Raw genomic sequence first — 17,614 nt, forward strand, 5'->3', positions numbered from 1 at the left:
TCCTATACCTCCAAATACCGTATCCTTATTTCAATAAAAGTTTTGCATTAGCTTCTCAATATCTAATACAAGATTTTTTAATAAACCTAATTTTGTACGTATATCAATATAATAAAAGTTTTTTGTACCTTCTTTTCGCATTAAAATAATACCGGCTTCTCGTAAAATTTTAAGGTGATGTGATACTGCTGGTCGAGAAAGGTGTGTTTGTTTAGTGATTTCTCCTACACGTAATCCTGTTTGACATTCCGTTTTCATTAGAACTAACAAAATAGCTTGACGTGTTTCATCACCAATTGCTACTAATACTTTTTGACAATCAATAAAATCTTCTTTAATAATATTTAACTGTTCTTGTTTATTCATTTCAATCACTGTACCTCCAATAATTAGTCGAAAGGTTTAAGATGATGAACCATTACATCGATACGGTAATGCTACATGATTGTTGTATGAGGTGCAATATTGAGAAAGAAAATCGAGACGAATCAATTTTTAGATAATGAAAATCATGAAGCATTTATTATAGGGAATAGAAAAGGATTAGAAGATTTACGTAATACAATGGATGAAGTTTAAAAAATAGAAAATGATCTAACAATGCTTCGTCTATAGATGGTGAAGGTTATGAAGTATTAGTCGCTATGGTATCTATATTTAATGAAGAATCCCCCTAAAATTAAACTTAGGGGGATTCACAAATTTATAATCATAAGATATTTTTTAATGTCTACTTTAGAAGGCTCTTCTTATTTTTCCATTTTATACATACATAATTTTCGAGATTATAGAGGTATAAAATGACAAAAGTAATTTGGGGAGTAATCTATCTATATGGTAATTCAAAATGAAATATAAGTCTATATTTTTGTTGTTTTTTTGATTATATTTATGTCACTGAGCTCAGAAGAATATATGTGGAGGGAAAATATATGAAATCAAAACATGTACCAGTTTTAATTGTTGGAGGGGGATTATCAGGATTAGCGTCTGCGTTATTTCTTGGAAAACAGAACATTGAGTACTTACTTATTGAAAGGCATCCGTCTACTGCAATTCATCCGAAAGCAGGCGGGATTACTTTTCGTACGATGGAGTTATTTCGAGAATTAGGTCTAGAAAAAAGAATTCGATTAGCTGGTAAAGCATTAGAGAATTGTCACGGGAGAATTGCGGTTCAAACAATAGCTGAGGTGAAGAATGAAGAGTTGGAACAAATAAGGGTGGCACAGTATGAAAATAACGAAAAGTTAGTTCGTAAAGTGGAAGAGATTAGCCCATCAAAACAAACTGCTTGTTATCAAATTACTTTAGAAGAGATGATGTTGCAAGAAGCACAGAGATTAGGCGGGAAGCTATCTTTTTATCATGAACTAGTTTCTTATGAGCAAAATGGAAACGGAGTAATAGCAACGATTCGAAATCGTGAAACGAAAGAAGAGAGCATGATTCATTGTGATTATGTAATTGCAGCGGATGGGGCGAAAAGTAACATACGTGAAGAGTTAGGGATTTTAACCGAGGGCCGCGGTACAATCGGTGGTTATTATATGAACATATATTTTGAAGCTGATTTGAGTGAATTTATAAAAGGGGACGCATTTGGTTTTACGATGATACGACATCCAGAAGTGCTTGGTGCACTTATTCCGGTTGATAACGTAAGGAAATGGATTTATCATGTAGCTTATGATCCAATAAAAGGAGAGAGACCAGAGGATTTCTCTATAGAACGCTGTAAACAAATTATTCAAACTGCAATCGGTAGCACAAATATTGAAACGGAAATATTAAGTGTTTTACCGTGGGAAGCGACTGAAAGTACTGCGACAAAATTTCAAGCCAATCGCATCTTTTTAGTTGGTGACTCGGCACATATTATGCCGCCAACAGGAGGATTCGGTTCAAATACAGGAATACAAGATGCACATAATTTAGCTTGGAAATTAGCGGCTGTTTTAAAAGGGAAAGCAAATCCAAAATTGTTAGCAACGTATCATGAAGAGAGATATCCTGTTGCAAAATTAACGACGGACCATGCAAGTAGTATATTATTTCGTGCTGCGGGTAGAGATGAAAGTAATTTGAGTAATATGGATAGTTTAGCTGTTACTGTTGGCTATCAGTATTCTTCAGAAGCAATTATAGAAGAATACAATACTCCGCATAGAATGGATATAGTAGATTTGAACGGACGCCCGGGAACACGCGCACCACATTTTTTGGGGATTTATGAAGGAAAGGAAGTTTCTATACTTGATCTATTCGGTAGCAACTTTGTGTTACTTACTGGGGCAGAGCCTAGTGTTTGGACTGAAGCGGCACATGACGTTTCATCTGAATTAGGAGTAAGTATAAAAGTATATCGGGTTGGTTTAAGTGGAGACTTTGTTGCTCAAGAAAATGTTTTTAGTGAATTATATGGGATAGGGCATGAAGGAGCTATAGTAATTAGACCAGATGGCTTTATTGGATGGCGTACGGAAAAAGCGGTAGTAAATCCAGATGTAGTACTTAAAGAGGTAATTAAAAATTTGTTATGTAATTTTTAAGTAATTAAGGAAGTGTTGTCTTATACAGAAGACAACACTTCCTACTATATAAAAACAAAATGGACGGTTAGTAAAATGACAGAAAAGACATTAACGAGAAATGTTGTTTTGGATGCAGCGGAAAAAGAATTAATACAATACGGATGGAGTAGGACGAAACTTGTTAGTATTGCAAAATTGCTTGATGTTAGTGTTGTTTATATAGAGTGCTACTATTATCGAATCGTGGATATAATTGTATTATGTTAACTCTCCAATGAACAAAATTTCTCCTTCATCATAAAATCCATCTTCATTATTAATTATCTCTTGGAAATGCAATGTTTGGACGTTGTTAGAAATTGATATTCTCCATTCATGCCCAAAGTCGGACGCATTTGAAAGTGGAATCCATTTTTGAAATTCGTTATCTCTATTGAAAAAATTGTGAAAGTATTCATCGTTTTTAAATATGATGATTTGTGAGTGCCATAAGCTTGCTACAGTGATTAAAACAATGACTCGATATGTATTTGTATCGTTCGGTTTTATTGTCATTAATTGATTCGCTTGATTTAATAAGGTTTGAATGCACAATCGCTTTACTTTCTTAGGTGTTTTACTAGAATCGATAAAAGTTTGTGAGACTGGTAAAGGGATGTGCCAGGATTCACAGTTATAGAAAGTAGATGGAAAGGCTTTAGTAGCGTCTTCAATTCTTTTTATAAGAGTTTTTGTTCTTCGCCCCATACCGCGTATTTTCTTTTCACGCATTGTTGATCATCTCCGTAAATTCTTGTAAGGCAGCTGAGTGAAAAATATCTTTTCGAGTAATAAAGGTAGTAGGAACCTTTTTAAAGTTATTTGGTAATGTATTTAAAGATAAACCATGTTCGTAATCTGGAATAATAGATTTCATCATAATAGCCGCGCCCATACCTGATTTTACACATGCAAGTATTGCTTCAATTGTTCCAAACTCTAGTAATCTTTTAGGTGAGATTCCTTCTTCTTGCAACCAGTTTTCTAATAGTCTTCTATAATAGCAACCGTGACTAAAAGCGAGTAAATTCATTTCGCCTAGTTCTTTAAGGGAAGATAAAGGGTTCTTGCTAATGAGAATTAATTCTTCTTCGCGAAATAAAATTGTATGAAGTCCAGTGTGCTGAATATTTCCAGCGATAAGAGCCCCGTCCAGTTTTCGCTCTAAAACGAGCGTAGTTAGTTGGTCTGTCGTATTTGTTTCTAAAATGAATTCGACTTCTGGAAATTTTTCGTAATAAGTCGTTAATATAGAAGGGAGGTGAACGGCCGTTGTAGATTCTGTACACCCGATTTTTAACGTTCCTTTCGGATGGGTTCCATTACTTTGAACAGCTTTAATGGATTGATCCATTAAGTGGATGATTTGTTTTGCATATGTTAATAAAATTTCTCCGTTAGAAGTTAAAGTAACGCCTTTTCCGTTTCGATAAAATAAAGGCACACCTAATTCGTTTTCTAGTTGTTTTATGCGCATCGTTACGCCAGATTGTACATAGTTTAAATTTTTAGCGGCGTGAGATATATTTCCTTCTCTCGCTACTTCGTAAAAAACAGTTAAATCTTTAATGTCCACATATCATCCCTCCGAAAAAGGTATCAATTTTTTTGATGGATTCTATTCTTAATGTTTATTTTACATGATATCAGAACCTCCATACAATGAAAGGGATATGGGGGAGATAACGTTGATAAGTGAAGAAAAAATTGAAAGGTACGGTAGTTCTAATAAATGGATCATGTTAGCTTTGGCAACGGTAGCACAGGCAAGTGCAACACTTATAACATATGGCGTAGGGGTGTTCGCTTTATTTTGGAAACAAAAATATGCACTTTCGAATATGCAAGTTGGTTTGTTAATAAGTGCCGTGAACATTGGTCCACTTTTTTGTATGCTTTTTGTTGGAAGGTTGCTTGATCGATATAACGAAAGAATATTAATTGGAGCGAGTTCTGTGTTACTTGGAGGGGCACTTTTACTTGTTCATACGGCAAGGGGATTTATTGGGCTGTTATTTGTCCTTCTTTTAATAGGGACTTTTTATAGCGTATCCCAGCCAGGGGGAAGTAAAGTAATCTTGAAATGGTTTCCGAAAGAAATACGTGGATTAGCTATGGGAATTAGGCAAGCTGGTATACCTATTGGCGGAGCGTTCGCAGGAGTAATAATCCCTTTGCTTACAATTAAATTTAGTTTAGCTTATACGATAAATGTTATTGCAACTATATGTATAGTAAGCGGGTTATTGTTTTTCATATTTTATAGGGAATCGTACGCCCGGGAACACACTAGCCAAGAAAATGTAAGTCTGTCTTTTTGGACACAGTTAAAAAAGGTGATATATAAAAATGATCTGTATCCAATTTTAATTACGGGTATTTGTATGATTTCTTTGCAAATGATATTAGTCGGACATTTTATGAAATTTTTAGCTGTTGAAAAATCGATAACACCTATTTTAGCAGGGGAAGTATTTTCGGTTATGCTATTTGCAGGAATGATAGGCCGAATTATATTAGCTACAATAAGTGATACATATTACAAAGGGGATCGTCATACACCTTTATTAATAACTGTATGTATTTCTTTTTGTTTAATTTTAGTTACTGTAATGAATATACACACAATGATGATTGAAGCATTATTTGTGGTAAGTGGACTGTTAGGGTTCTTTTCAATCGGTTGGTTTAGTCTTTTTATGGTTGAAGTTGCTGAGTCTGCAAGTGAGGAATTGATAGGCCTAACAGTGAGTTTTGCGCTTACACTTAATCAAATTGCTATTATCCTTGCACCTGCTTTGTTTGGTTATATAGTAGATGGAAAAGGCTACACATATGCATGGATGGGTATAGCTGCATTACTAAGTATCTCAGCGGTAAGTTTATGTAAAAGTAAAAGAATATTAAAAATGTAAATCTTTTATGAAGAAAATCTAAAGAAATGTCGTGGGAGTGACATTTCTTTTTTAATATGTTGTATAATCAAGTTATAAATGAGATTCGTTTTCATTAGCGTTCATTTCCTCTTTTGAAGTTACCTGTAATTTTAGCCATAATAAGTTGTTTTTCTTTTTCATTATTTGCCCGAGTTATTTTGTTTAAAAAATTTTCAACGTCATTTCCTTTTAAAATCATAATCTGTTTTCTGTAATATTCGATTATAACTATGTTATTTTTTGTTACTCGATAATGAAACATCAAATCATCTAAACGATTGCATTTATCAGTATTTTTCAAATTAACACCTCCATTCTTGTTAATGTGTAGCGAATGTTACATAAGAAATTGAAATTCAAGTTGGATGCATCCGATTGTAAGGTGGAAATTTTACAAAAAAGAAATACAATAGAGAGTAGTCAAAATTTGAGTGTGAGAAAAAGGAATCTAGTGTAATATGATGAATGATAGATAGATGATATAATTATAAAATGTTTAGAAATTAATAGATATAGAATAGGAATAGAATGGAAAAGTATAAAGTGAAACTGGATAAAAGAGGGTCCCTATATGTTTAAGAAATGGCTAATTGTTTTCTTTATTTTTGCTATTTTTTGTGGGAGTGTCGCTGCTCTCATACATGCAAATAAAGATAAGAAATATAATTTAAAGTCCTTTTCAGGTTATAAGAATAAATTTGAAAATGATAAACCGAAAGTCGATGCGAATCAACAAAAACGTTATGAGATTGCAGCAGCAAAACTAGATCAATATTTAAAAGATAAAGGATTTAATGGAACGGTTCTCGTAACAGATAAAAATAATGTAGTTTTACGAAAAGGCTACGGGTATGCGAATGTACAAGATAAAGTTTTAACAACGCCAAGTACAAAATATCGTATCGGTTCCATTACAAAAACAGTAGTTGCAATATCTATATTGCAGTTAAGAGAAAAAGGAAAATTAAATATAGAAGATAATGTGAATAAATATATTCCGTCATTTCCAGCAGATAAAAATATTACATTGAGAAATTTGCTAACGCATACTTCGGGGTTACCAGATCAGGGACAAGGTAGTGTTGATGCGGCGTCACGTTTAAAGTTAGTAACATGGATTGGAGCGCAAAAGTTGCAATTCCCTGCAGGGACAGGATGGAAATATACAGATTATAATTATATGGTACTTGCGTATATTGTAGAAAAGTTATCGAATAAACCGCTGGCTGAATATGTGAAAGAAAATATTTTTACTCCTGTTGGCATGCATGAATCTGGGATGGGGGCAACTTTCCCTGGAGATATGTTTTTAGCAGAAGGATATACGAAAAAAGATAATGAGTTAGTAGCTACGCCTCGTTTAAGAATGAATTGGCTATATGGTTGTGGTGAAATGTACACTACAGTTGATGATATGAAAAGGTTAGATGAGGCAATTATGGATGGTAAATTGCTTTCTAAACAAAGTTTATCAGATATGTTTACTGTATCACCTGCTAGAAAGTATGGATTTAGTTTCTATATTTACCCAGATTATTATCATAATCATGGGGTGTTAGCTGGTTGGAACACTTTTAATAATTTTAACTGGGATAAAAGAACATTTGTAATATTATTCTCTAACGTACAAAATGGTATGAATGATACATTTAATCAAGAGTTTAGGAAATTAGCGAATGATTTAATAGAAGGAAAATAATTATTTGAAAATCGGTATTGATATAAAATTATCAATACCGATTTTTTTATTTAGTAATGTTTTATTTAGTGAACAAGCAGGTATGAGAGGGGATTAATATTAGAATAAATTTATGAAGGAAGTTAAATGATATTAGTGTTAAATATAGGAAATGTATTTTGTGAATGTCATCTATTTGTATTGAAATAATGTGATTATCATGCGGAAGAATAATTGGTAATTTTTACATTGATGAAAAAGCTTGAGCTTCACACTATGTTAAACCTTACATTATTGTAGATATGAACAGGAGGTTGAAAAATGAAAAAAATAGTAAAGCTTTGTTTAATAGCTACATTATCTACAACGATTATTAGTGGATGTTCTTTTGAGGGGAATAATGAAAATGTCAAAGGGAAAGAGGATAAAAAAGTAGAGGTACAGAAAAACGCTGGAAAATATACGATGCCGGATGAAAAAGATAAACATGAAGGTACATGGCTACAATGGCCTCATGAATACACATATGGTCAAGAGTATAAACAAGAAGTCGAACCTATTTGGATTAAGATGGCAAGTGCTTTAACTGAGGGTGAAAAAGTCCACATTGTTGCATATGATGAGGAGGAGAAAGAGCGAATCAATAAGCTTTTAATAGATAAAGGGCTGAATATGGATAAAGTTGATTTCTTTATCGCTCCTACTGATGATGTGTGGGCAAGAGATAGTGGACCGATTTTTGTTTATGACAATAATAAAAATCTAAAAATATTAGATCCAGCATTTAATGGTTGGGGAAAGAAAACTCCATATAAAGATGATGCTCGTATACGTGAGAATGTTAGTAAACAATTAGGGATTGAAAGAATTGATTGGGGGAAATTTGTCCTTGAAGGTGGCGCAATTGAATTAGACAGCAATGGGACTGCTTTATTAACTCGAAGCGCAGTAACGAATAAAAATAGAAATCCTGATTTATCAGAAGAGGGAATTGAAAAATATATAAGTGACCTTGGGCTGACAAACTTTATTTGGTTAGATGGAGTGCCTAATTTAGATATTACTGATTTTCATATTGATGGATTCGCTAAATTTCATGGTAAATCTACAATCGTAACGATGGCAGAAGATGACTTGGCTGAATGGGGTTTGTCAAACAAAGATATGGATACATTGTTAGATGCAAAAAATGCTTCAGGAAAGAAATATAAGTATGAATACTTACCGCTTAGTAAAGATAAAGTTACTTTAGAAGGTGGAAAAACTCTTGATTATAAAGGATCGTATATCAATTATTATATTGGGAATAAAGTGGTATTGGTTCCTAATTATAATGATCCAAATGATAAAATCGCAAACGATACGATTCAGAAGTTATACCCAGATCGCAAAGTAGTGGGAATTGACGTGAGAGAACTTTATAAAAATGGCGGAATGATTCATTGTGTTACACAGCAACAACCGATTCAATTGAAGTAATCGATTATAGTTTCGTTATGTTGCTTTATAGACAAAATAGGTGAAATGCTATCTTTACTTATTTTGTCTTGTTTTAACATCTGTAATAAGAATGAAATGTATAATTTTAATGTAATGATAATTAAATAAAGTATATTGTCATTATTGTTTTATATGGAAAAGGAGAAAAATGTTTGTGTTAAAGAATTTTAAAAAAGTTTTTTCGTTGTTCCCTATCGTTCTACAGTACATTTTAAATGTTGCTTTGATCTGTTTGGGAATTGTTTTAAGTGTGTTTCTGATGAAAGAAGTTATTCAATTTATACAAGAACTGAAATTAAATAGTGAGGAATCTAGTTATCATTTGATTGATAGTATCGTCGTATTCTTTTTATATTTTGAATTCATCGTAATGATTATAAAGTATTTTTAAATGAACTTTCATTTTCCATTACGTTATTTTATATATATAGGTATTACGGCTATTGTTCGTCTAATTATTATAGACCATGATAGTCCAATGGATTCATTGTTATATGCTTGCGCGATTCTTGTATTAATTAGTGCTTTATTCATTGCAAATTCTAAAATAATACGTCGTGATTTAGAAGAGTGAACATTTGTTGTTTAAATCAAAAAAGATGTTTTATCTTTTGGTAAAAAGGAGTAACGGTATTGAAAGAAATAATCTTAACTAGTTTCATAATAATAGGGTTTATGATTCTACTATTTAATTGTATACTTTCATAATTTTTAAGATGAAAGAAAGCGTAAAATAGTAGTCAAGAAAGAGGTTTTGGTAAATATGGTTCATTACAATAATCAAAATAGTTTACATCAAATATTTACATTAAAGGGAACAGTTATAAGAGATATTTTCCCGCAGATTTTATTATATATATGCGTTTCAACGGTAGTAACTGTAATTAATTATTATTATGTAGCAATAAAAATGAATCAAACCCCTTGGGTAATTGTTGGAGGAGCTTTAGGTCTACTGTTAGTTTTTCGTACTAACACTGCCTATGATAGGTACTGGGAAGGTAGAAAGTTATTTGGCACGATTGGTGCTTGTACTAGAAATTTAGCAGTTAGTTTTTTATGTTATTGGGAGTCCGAAGGGAAAAAGACGGATCAGAAAAAACTAAAATTTTTACATCTATTAATTGCTTTTCCAAAGATAGCGAAAGGACATTTGAGAGATGAAAAAGATTTATCCGAAATAAAAGCATTGTTTGATATTTGTTCTGAGAAGGAAAGAGAAATGTTGACTGAGTCTATTCATTTACCGATTAGTATAGTTTTTATGTTAAAAACTATACTATCAAAAGGTTTGAAAACGGGTCAAATTCACCCAAATGCAATAATTAATATGGAAGCTGATTTGAATACTCTGCTTACGGCTGTGGGTGGATGTGATCGGATCAAAACAACGCCTATTCCTTTTGCGTATTTTGCTCATATTAAAATTTTACTGCTCATATTTTGCGGGACTTTATCGATTGGTCTTGTTGATAGTCTTGGATGGTTTACAGTACTTGCAACTACGTTTATAAGTTTTGCATTTATAGGGATTGAAGCAATAGGGGTTGAAATTGAGGATCCATTTGGTCAGGATCCAAACGATCTTCCACTAGAAGGAATTTGTATAGGGGTAGAAATGCATTTAGTGAATTTATATAATCAAAACGCTCTATCAGAAGTAATGGATTTGAATCTTGATAAAAAAATCATCTAATCCTTCATTGTGTACGACGATTGAAATTTTAAAATCTTGTCAAGAGTCAGTTTACGGCTTAACGACGGCTTTATATTTTTTATATAAATATATAATATTTCTCCGTGCTATAATCCATTCATGAAATGTGCACGTTTCAAAAATTGTAATGAAAAGAGAAATGAATTGGGGAATAGTTGGCTTATTGAAAACAGTTATTCAATCATTATTAAAAAGCGAGGTAAATAATATGGAACAAAAACATAATGGAATTATTTTTACTGCAATACCAGATAAATCGAATGAATATTATCGACCATTTTATGAAGACATTATTTATTTTAATGAATACTTAAATGAAAATAAAGCATTTACCGATCAACTTATATCTTTATCTGTTGAAGAGCAAGACTTTCATACAAACTTTTTTGAGTATGATGATATTTGGCTAAGAGATGTTGCACCAGTTGTAACAAATCATCTAGTTAAATTCAAATATCAACCAAATTACTTACCGAAAGATCAAGGACGATATTTAGATCAACAATTTAATAAATGGTTGAAAAAGAACGACTTTGAATATGTGACATCTCCATTGATATTAGACGGTGGAAATCTTATTTGGAATAAAAAAGATACCGTTATATTAACGGAACGCATATTTGATGATAATTATGATTGGACGGAAGAAGAAATTATAGAGCAACTGGAATGGGATTTAGATGTGAGTCGGGTTATTATTATTCCTGCTGAAGAGGGAGATGTACTTGCACACGCAGACGGAATGGTTAAATTTATTGATGAACATATAATGTTTATTAGTGATTTTTTAGGGGATCATGAATTTAGATATAATGTTCAAGAGATTATTCAAGAGATTATTCAAGAGCAAATGCCAGAGGCTGAATTTATAGTTGTTCCTTCGTCATATACAGAGAAGGGGCAATACGATGAAGAGATAGCGTCAGCAAAAGGTTTATATATAAATATGTTAGAAACATGTGATACGCTTTACGTTCCTAAGTTTGGATTAGCTAAAGATGAGGAAGTTTTACGATATATTCAACAGCATACTGAGAAACAAGCTATTCAAATTCATGTAGGAGAAATATCGACAATGGGAGGCGCGATGAATTGTTTAACGTGGTATTGTCCTCTTCATTTGTTACCTTCAAATATGAAGAGATTGAAAAATCAGAATAAAGATTTTTCAATTAGGAAGATTTTTGATTGGTTTTAATTAATAAGTTTAAAAAAGAAAATGTATTCAAGGAGTATTTATATGTATACCATCACTGAGTTTTCTCGTATTTGTAAGATGAGTAAGCGGATGTTAAGGCATTATGACAAAGAGGAGATATTAAAACCAGCATATGTGAATCCGGTAAATGGATATAGATATTATGAGCAAGGACAGCTAGAAATAGCATTGAAAATTAAAAAGCTGAGGGAGTACAAGTTTCCTTTACCGAAAATTAAAGTAATTCTCCAGTCGGCAGATCAAAATTCATTTATTAAACATATGCAAGCGCAAATTATAGAGTTGTCTCATGAGGTGAAACAAAATTTACAGGTTATTTCTGAAATGAATGAAATGGTAAGTATGAATAATGGTTTAAATATTGTTCGTCATAGAAGTTACGATATATTAATTGGAATGAGAAATGAAATAACGGTAATTGCTCAAAGATTACAAATAGATATAGATGATATGGATGATTATTTTTATGACTTATATGAAAAAGTACAAAAAAATAGCTTTCAAATAGTCGGTTCTCCATCCGTAGTTTTTTATGATAAAGAGTATATTCCAAATCACAGTGATATTGAATTAAGAATTCCGGTTATGAATGAAGACAATAGAGGCGTATTACAAGAGTGCGAAATAAAAAAGCTAAATCAGCATCAAATCGTTACTACTATGCATTATGGCAGCTATGACTATATAGGTTATGCTTATATGGCATTAGAAGAGTGGGTGGAAAGGAATGGCTATATAATAGATAGTTACCCATATGAAGTCTATATAAAGGGACCTGAATGTGATTGTTTAGTAGAGGAGTATGTTACACAAATTTGTTTTTTAGTTACGAAAATAGAATGAGAATAAGGATTGACATTAACATTATGTCAATCCTTATTCTATATACGTAAGCAATTTATCCCGCTATTTGCGGCAGTAAGACTCCCGCCTCAAAATTCGGCGAATGCGAGAGAGTTAGGTGGGAGTCGGGCTGCAAGTTAATGCGGGATAAAGTGATTCAAATGAAAAAAGCATGCAGAGCATATACTCTGCATGCTTTTTTCTACAATGCTGAAAACTCTTCAACAAGTGCATTAAAACGATTTAGTGCACTTTCAATCGGTTCTGGCGTAGTTAAATCAACGCCAGCTTTTTTCAGTAGGTTTAATGGATAGTCAGAACTTCCGCCTTTAAGGAATTCAATATAGTTTTTCTGTGCATTTGGATCACCGCTTAATAATTTATCGGCGATTTGAATGGCAGAGGCGAATCCAGTTGCGTATTTGTACACGTAAAATGGACGATAGAAATGAGGGATTCTAGACCATCCATATTTTACTTCTTCATCAAATACAAGTGAATCACCGTTATATTCTCTAAATAGCTTTTCATAAATTTCGCTAAAGACTTGGGCATTTAATGGTTTACCTTGCTCGGCCATTTCATGTGTGATTTTTTCAAATTCTGCGAACATGATTTGTGTAAAGAAGGTACCTTTAAATTTCTCGATGAAATGATTTACTAAATGATTACGTACATCAGTCTCTTTTGCTTCTTTTAATAAATGATGAATTAATAACACTTCATTTACTGTAGAAGCGACTTCTGCGACAAAAATGGAATAATGTGCAGAAATTCTTGGCTGGTATCCGTGTGAGTAATGCGTATGCATACCGTGACCACATTCATGAGTAAGGGTGAAAAGGCTATTTAAATCATCATGATGATTTAAAAGAATGAAAGGATGAACACCGTATACACCAAAGTTATAAGCGCCAGAACGTTTTCCTGGTGTTTCTCTCACGTCTATATAGCGTTTATCTTTAAAGCTTTTTAATGTTTCGATATATTCTTCACCTAAAGGAGCTAGTGACGCGATCATTATGTCAAACGCTTCGTCGTATGGAATGTCTTGTTTTACACCTTTTACTAAATCAACACTCAAGTCGTATTGTCGTAGTTCATCTACATTTAATTTTTCTTTTCTAAGTTCATTATATGTATGTAATGATTGAATATTTTTTTTCGTCGTATCGATTAAATTTTCATATACTTCTTTCGGAACCATGTCGCCAAATAATGATTTTTCTAAAGCTGATGGATATTTTCGTAGCTTTGAAACAGTAACATTATTTTTAATAGCTGCGGACAAAGTAGAAGCGATAGAGTTTTTTAACTGAACATATGGCTTGTAATAAGCTTTATAGGCTTCTTTACGTTTCTCACGATTCTCATCTTCTATTAACTTTGCATACATTCCGCGTGTTAAATTAACTTTTTCTCCATCATCATTAGTCACTTCACCAAATAGTATATCTGCATTATTTAACATGCCAAATGTATGCTGCGGGGAGGAGAGTGCTTCACCCATTTGTGATAAAATCTCTTCTTGGTCTTTATTCAAAACGTGTTTTTTATAACGGTATAACTCAAATAAGTCTTCTTTATAATAGTGTAAGCCTTCTGTTTCTTCTATGTAAGAATGCAATGTGTTTTCATCTACACTAAGCAAGAATGGAGAAAAGAAAGATTTAGCCGCACTTACTTTTACATGTAATTGTGATACTTTATCGACAAGAGCTTGGTTTGAAGTATCACGTGTATCAAGGTCAGATTGTAGTCTTGCATAAGCGAACATTATTGATAATATGCTAGATATTTCTTCACTTTTTGTTAAGTAAGCTAGCAGACTCTTCCCATCATGAATATTTCCATTAAACTCGTTCAATTCATTCGTTAATACTTCAATTTTATTAAAATCGTTTTCCCAATCTTCAATTGTATGGTAAATGTCCGTTAAATCCCATTTTTCTTTATCAGCAACTTGTAGTCGATCTTTAAGTTCTGTCATAATCATTTCCTTTCTAAATATGTAGTTATATTCCTATATAACTATGAAATACAACAAATTGCAAAAAATCCCTGCTGGAAAATAAAAAGCTTTGCCGGAAATGGCAAGGCTTTAAAAGTTATAATGTAATACCAAACGTTGAATGTAAAAGATTTTTATATTGCTCGTCTGTAACTGTTTCTTTCGTTTTTTTACCGTTTTTCGCTATTGTAAGGCTATCTTTTGTTAAAGAGGCATGCCCATCTTCAGTTAGTTTTACAATAAGAGGTACTTTATTAAAAGGGGAACCCTCATGTTCAACGATAATTTTTTGTGCTGCATTTGCTTTTTCCACATTTACTTCTTCCAAGTAAAATGCATAACCTACTGTCCAATCATCAGTAGAAGATTGATCTAGAAACTCATTATTTTTACGCATTTCTAAAATATAATTACCTTTTTCAGTCGTTTCTTTGCGAATACGATAATCTCCTGTTATGGAGTGAACGACTTCACCTGAGAAAGGGACAGGTGCAAGAGGTAAGTATGATCCGAATCCAACTTCAATTAAATAAAGTTCATGATGATGTTGTAAAACGGTTGCGACATGTCCGGAATCAACAGCCCATATAGAATTAGCAGCGTTATAAACTGTCCCTGAAACTAAATGAACATCGAATCCAGAGTCTTTAAGAAAGTAATACATAGTAGGATTTAATTCATAACAAAGACCGCCACGGTTGTTTACTAAAATTTTTTCTTTTAGATTTTCTTTTGATATTTCTTTAAAGTTATTTTCGAGAACGTTTAAGTTTTCAAATGGAACAGTTTGTGCCATTGCATACATAATGTGAGATAAATCTTCAAATGAAACTGTTTCTTTTTCTTCTATATTTAATCGTGTGAAATATTGTTTTTGAAAGTCTGTCATGAAAATCCCTCCGTTATGATTTTATAGGTAAATTGTAAACAATTTTGAATACGATGTGAATTTTAAACTATGTGGGGGTATTTATGGAATATTTGAAGTTACACCCAAGAAATAATGTGAGAGATTAAAAGATTACTACTTTACTAACGGTAGAACGAATATTATAATAATTTTAATGAATTATGCAAACGCTTTCTTGAAGGGGATGGTGTAAATATGTTGAAAAGGATTATGGTAGTCTGTTTATTGTTTGTTTTTCTTTTCCCTAATAAATATGAGGATAATAAGGTAGAGGCAGCAACGATAAACAATGGAACATTAATGCAGTATTTTGAGTGGTACGCTCCGAATGATGGAGATCATTGGAATCGTTTGCGTACTGATGCTGAAAATTTAGCTCATAAAGGAATCACATCTGTATGGATACCACCTGCATATAAAGGGACTTCACAAAATGATGTAGGGTATGGAGCTTATGACTTATATGATTTGGGGGAATTCAATCAAAAGGGAACGGTGCGGACGAAATATGGGACAAAAGCACAGTTGAAATCTGCAATTGAAGCTTTACATAAGCAAAGCATCGATGTGTACGGTGATGTAGTTATGAACCATAAAGGTGGGGCTGATTATACTGAAACCGTAACAGCTGTTGAGGTAGACCGTAACAATCGAAATATTGAAGTATCAGGTGATTATCAAATTAATGCGTGGACGGGGTTTAACTTTCCAGGGCGTGGAGATATTTATTCTAATTTCAAATGGAAATGGTATCATTTTGACGGAACGGATTGGGATGAAGGAAGGAAATTAAATCGAATTTATAAATTTAGGGGTATAGGTAAAGCGTGGGACTGGGAAGTGTCTAGCGAGAATGGGAATTATGATTATTTGATGTATGCAGATCTTGATTTTGATCATCCTGATGTTGCGAATGAGATGAAAAATTGGGGAACGTGGTATGCGAGTGAATTAAATTTAGATGGCTTTCGTTTAGATGCTGTTAAACATATCGATCATGAATATTTACGCGATTGGGTAAATCATGTCAGACAGCAAACGGGGAAAGAAATGTTTACAGTAGCTGAATATTGGCAAAATGATATCCAAGCTTTAAATAATTATTTGGCGAAAGTCAATTATAATCAATCTGTGTTCGATGCACCGCTTCATTACAATTTTCATTATGCTTCAAAAGGAAATGGGAATTATGATATGAGAAATATTTTAAATGGAACAGTAATGCAAGATCACCCTGCACTCGCAGTTACTCTCGTTGAGAATCATGATTCACAGCCTGGGCAGTCATTAGAATCTGTAGTAAATCCGTGGTTTAAACCGTTGGCATATGCATTTATTTTAACACGTGCAGAGGGCTATCCTTCAGTTTTCTATGGTGATTACTATGGGACAAGCGGAAATAGTAGTTATGAAATTCCAGCGTTAAAAGATAAAATTGATCCAATTTTGACGGCACGAAAAAACTTTGCATATGGTACGCAGCGTGATTATTTAGACCATCCAGATGTGATTGGCTGGACAAGAGAAGGTGATGGTGTACATGCTAATTCTGGTTTAGCGACATTAATCTCTGATGGACCAGGAGGATCAAAGTGGATGGATGTTGGAAAGAATAACGCAGGGGAAGTATGGTACGATATTACGGATAATCAAATAAATACTGTAACAATTAATAAGGATGGATGGGGGCAGTTCCACGTAAGTGGAGGCTCAGTTTCAATATATGTTCAGCAGTAAATCTGCTATGAAAAGAAGAGGCAGACTGGAAGATAAGTTTTCCTCTTCTTTTTTACATGCCGTATAGTTATTAAAGTATGACACCTTTACTTCTTATAAAACATATAGTATGATGATTTCAATAAATTAGATTTCAATGACTATAATATAAATTAATGAGAGGTGCTTTTTGTGAGTGCGGTAGGTTCTAAATAGGAAAAATTTAATGAAATAAATCGGATAAGAACAGGGGATTTTTATGTGCATCATACCCCTAATTTTGTCATGGATTTATTTCGAAACCTATGAAGATACCTACACTACTTTATAAAGCGTGTAATATGAGGAGTGCCATATACTTTTTAGATGGCTTATTTCCTTATACGTTATTACACTTGCCTTGTAAATGTAAAAGCTGCGGTATCCCCGCAGCTTTTTTGTATATGTTTTTAATGTATAAAAATGGTAATTGAATAATGTAGAACTCATTGGAATCTAATGAATAGGTATC

General features: G+C 32.8%; 15 protein-coding genes and 1 pseudogene. 10 read left to right on the top strand and 6 right to left on the bottom strand.

Annotated features, from left to right (window positions below):
* Window positions 1–30: 30 nt before the first annotated feature.
* The gene (locus MR071_RS06530) at window positions 31–375 is read right to left on the bottom strand and encodes an ArsR/SmtB family transcription factor (RefSeq protein WP_105585209.1); all 345 of its coding nucleotides are present in this window, start codon (window positions 373–375) and stop codon (window positions 31–33) included.
* 557 nt (window positions 376–932) lie between these two features.
* Between MR071_RS06530 and MR071_RS06535 the strand changes: the two genes are divergently transcribed.
* Window positions 933–2,552 carry an FAD-dependent oxidoreductase gene (locus MR071_RS06535; RefSeq protein ID WP_242235445.1) on the top strand — a complete coding sequence of 540 codons (1,620 nt, stop codon included), beginning with the start codon at window positions 933–935 and terminating at the stop codon, window positions 2,550–2,552.
* Between the two features lie 75 nt (window positions 2,553–2,627).
* Entirely contained in the window at window positions 2,628–2,801 is a 174-nt protein-coding gene (locus tag MR071_RS06540; protein ID WP_242235446.1) for a hypothetical protein, read from the top strand.
* Here the strand turns inward: MR071_RS06540 and MR071_RS06545 are convergent.
* Together MR071_RS06545 and MR071_RS06550 are read right to left on the bottom strand one after the other, a co-directional pair.
* Window positions 2,793–3,305: a DUF3916 domain-containing protein gene (locus MR071_RS06545; RefSeq protein WP_242235448.1), complete on the bottom strand. Its 513-nt coding sequence runs from the start codon at window positions 3,303–3,305 to the stop codon at window positions 2,793–2,795. The two genes, MR071_RS06540 and MR071_RS06545, sit on opposite strands and share 9 nt — an antisense overlap.
* Complete coding sequence (locus MR071_RS06550) at window positions 3,298–4,149, bottom strand: LysR family transcriptional regulator (RefSeq protein WP_105585206.1); 852 nt, start codon at window positions 4,147–4,149, stop codon at window positions 3,298–3,300. The genes MR071_RS06545 and MR071_RS06550 overlap by 8 nt, the downstream gene beginning before the upstream one ends.
* Window positions 4,150–4,261: 112 nt before the next feature.
* On the opposite strand from MR071_RS06550, the gene MR071_RS06555 reads away from it, so the two are divergent.
* Window positions 4,262–5,488, top strand: coding sequence for an MFS transporter (locus tag MR071_RS06555; protein ID WP_105585205.1), 1,227 nt, complete (start codon window positions 4,262–4,264; stop codon window positions 5,486–5,488).
* Window positions 5,489–5,582: 94 nt separating this feature from the next.
* Here MR071_RS06555 and MR071_RS06560 read toward each other — a convergent pair whose 3' ends face one another.
* Window positions 5,583–5,810, bottom strand: coding sequence for a hypothetical protein (locus MR071_RS06560; RefSeq protein ID WP_242235450.1), 228 nt, complete (start codon window positions 5,808–5,810; stop codon window positions 5,583–5,585).
* Window positions 5,811–6,080: 270 nt separating this feature from the next.
* On the opposite strand from MR071_RS06560, the gene MR071_RS06565 reads away from it, so the two are divergent.
* The 6 genes and pseudogenes from MR071_RS06565 to MR071_RS06590 all read left to right on the top strand — a co-directional run bounded on the left by MR071_RS06565 (window position 6,081) and on the right by MR071_RS06590 (window position 12,466).
* On the top strand, window positions 6,081–7,208 hold the full coding sequence (locus MR071_RS06565) for a serine hydrolase domain-containing protein (RefSeq protein ID WP_105585203.1): 1,128 nt from the start codon (window positions 6,081–6,083) through the stop codon (window positions 7,206–7,208).
* 300 nt (window positions 7,209–7,508) lie between these two features.
* Complete coding sequence (locus MR071_RS06570; RefSeq protein WP_242235452.1) at window positions 7,509–8,666, top strand: agmatine deiminase family protein; 1,158 nt, start codon at window positions 7,509–7,511, stop codon at window positions 8,664–8,666.
* 175 nt (window positions 8,667–8,841) lie between these two features.
* A pseudogene (gene psiE, locus MR071_RS06575) lies at window positions 8,842–9,261 on the top strand (phosphate-starvation-inducible protein PsiE).
* Between the two features lie 189 nt (window positions 9,262–9,450).
* Window positions 9,451–10,383 (top strand): bestrophin family protein, encoded by a 933-nt coding sequence (locus tag MR071_RS06580; RefSeq protein ID WP_242235454.1) that lies wholly within the window; start codon window positions 9,451–9,453, stop codon window positions 10,381–10,383.
* 229 nt (window positions 10,384–10,612) lie between these two features.
* Window positions 10,613–11,602: an agmatine deiminase family protein gene (locus tag MR071_RS06585; RefSeq protein ID WP_105585435.1), complete on the top strand. Its 990-nt coding sequence runs from the start codon at window positions 10,613–10,615 to the stop codon at window positions 11,600–11,602.
* 42 nt (window positions 11,603–11,644) lie between these two features.
* Window positions 11,645–12,466 (top strand): MerR family transcriptional regulator, encoded by an 822-nt coding sequence (locus tag MR071_RS06590; RefSeq protein WP_242235456.1) that lies wholly within the window; start codon window positions 11,645–11,647, stop codon window positions 12,464–12,466.
* A gap of 202 nt (window positions 12,467–12,668) precedes the next feature.
* On the opposite strand, the gene pepF is transcribed toward MR071_RS06590, so the two are convergent.
* Both pepF and MR071_RS06600 read right to left on the bottom strand, forming a co-directional pair.
* Window positions 12,669–14,456, bottom strand: a complete 1,788-nt coding sequence (gene pepF, locus MR071_RS06595) for an oligoendopeptidase F (protein ID WP_105585199.1) — start codon at window positions 14,454–14,456, stop codon at window positions 12,669–12,671.
* A 118-nt stretch (window positions 14,457–14,574) separates the two neighbouring features.
* Window positions 14,575–15,366 (bottom strand): arylamine N-acetyltransferase family protein, encoded by a 792-nt coding sequence (locus tag MR071_RS06600; RefSeq protein ID WP_105585198.1) that lies wholly within the window; start codon window positions 15,364–15,366, stop codon window positions 14,575–14,577.
* 216 nt (window positions 15,367–15,582) lie between these two features.
* Between MR071_RS06600 and amyS the strand changes: the two genes are divergently transcribed.
* Window positions 15,583–17,124, top strand: a complete 1,542-nt coding sequence (gene amyS, locus MR071_RS06605) for an alpha-amylase (protein WP_105585197.1) — start codon at window positions 15,583–15,585, stop codon at window positions 17,122–17,124.
* The last annotated feature ends 490 nt before the right edge of the window (window positions 17,125–17,614 follow it).

It is taken from the genome of Bacillus cereus group sp. BfR-BA-01316 (genome assembly GCF_022664195.1).
In the GTDB taxonomy this organism is placed as follows: Bacteria; Bacillota; Bacilli; order Bacillales; family Bacillaceae_G; genus Bacillus_A.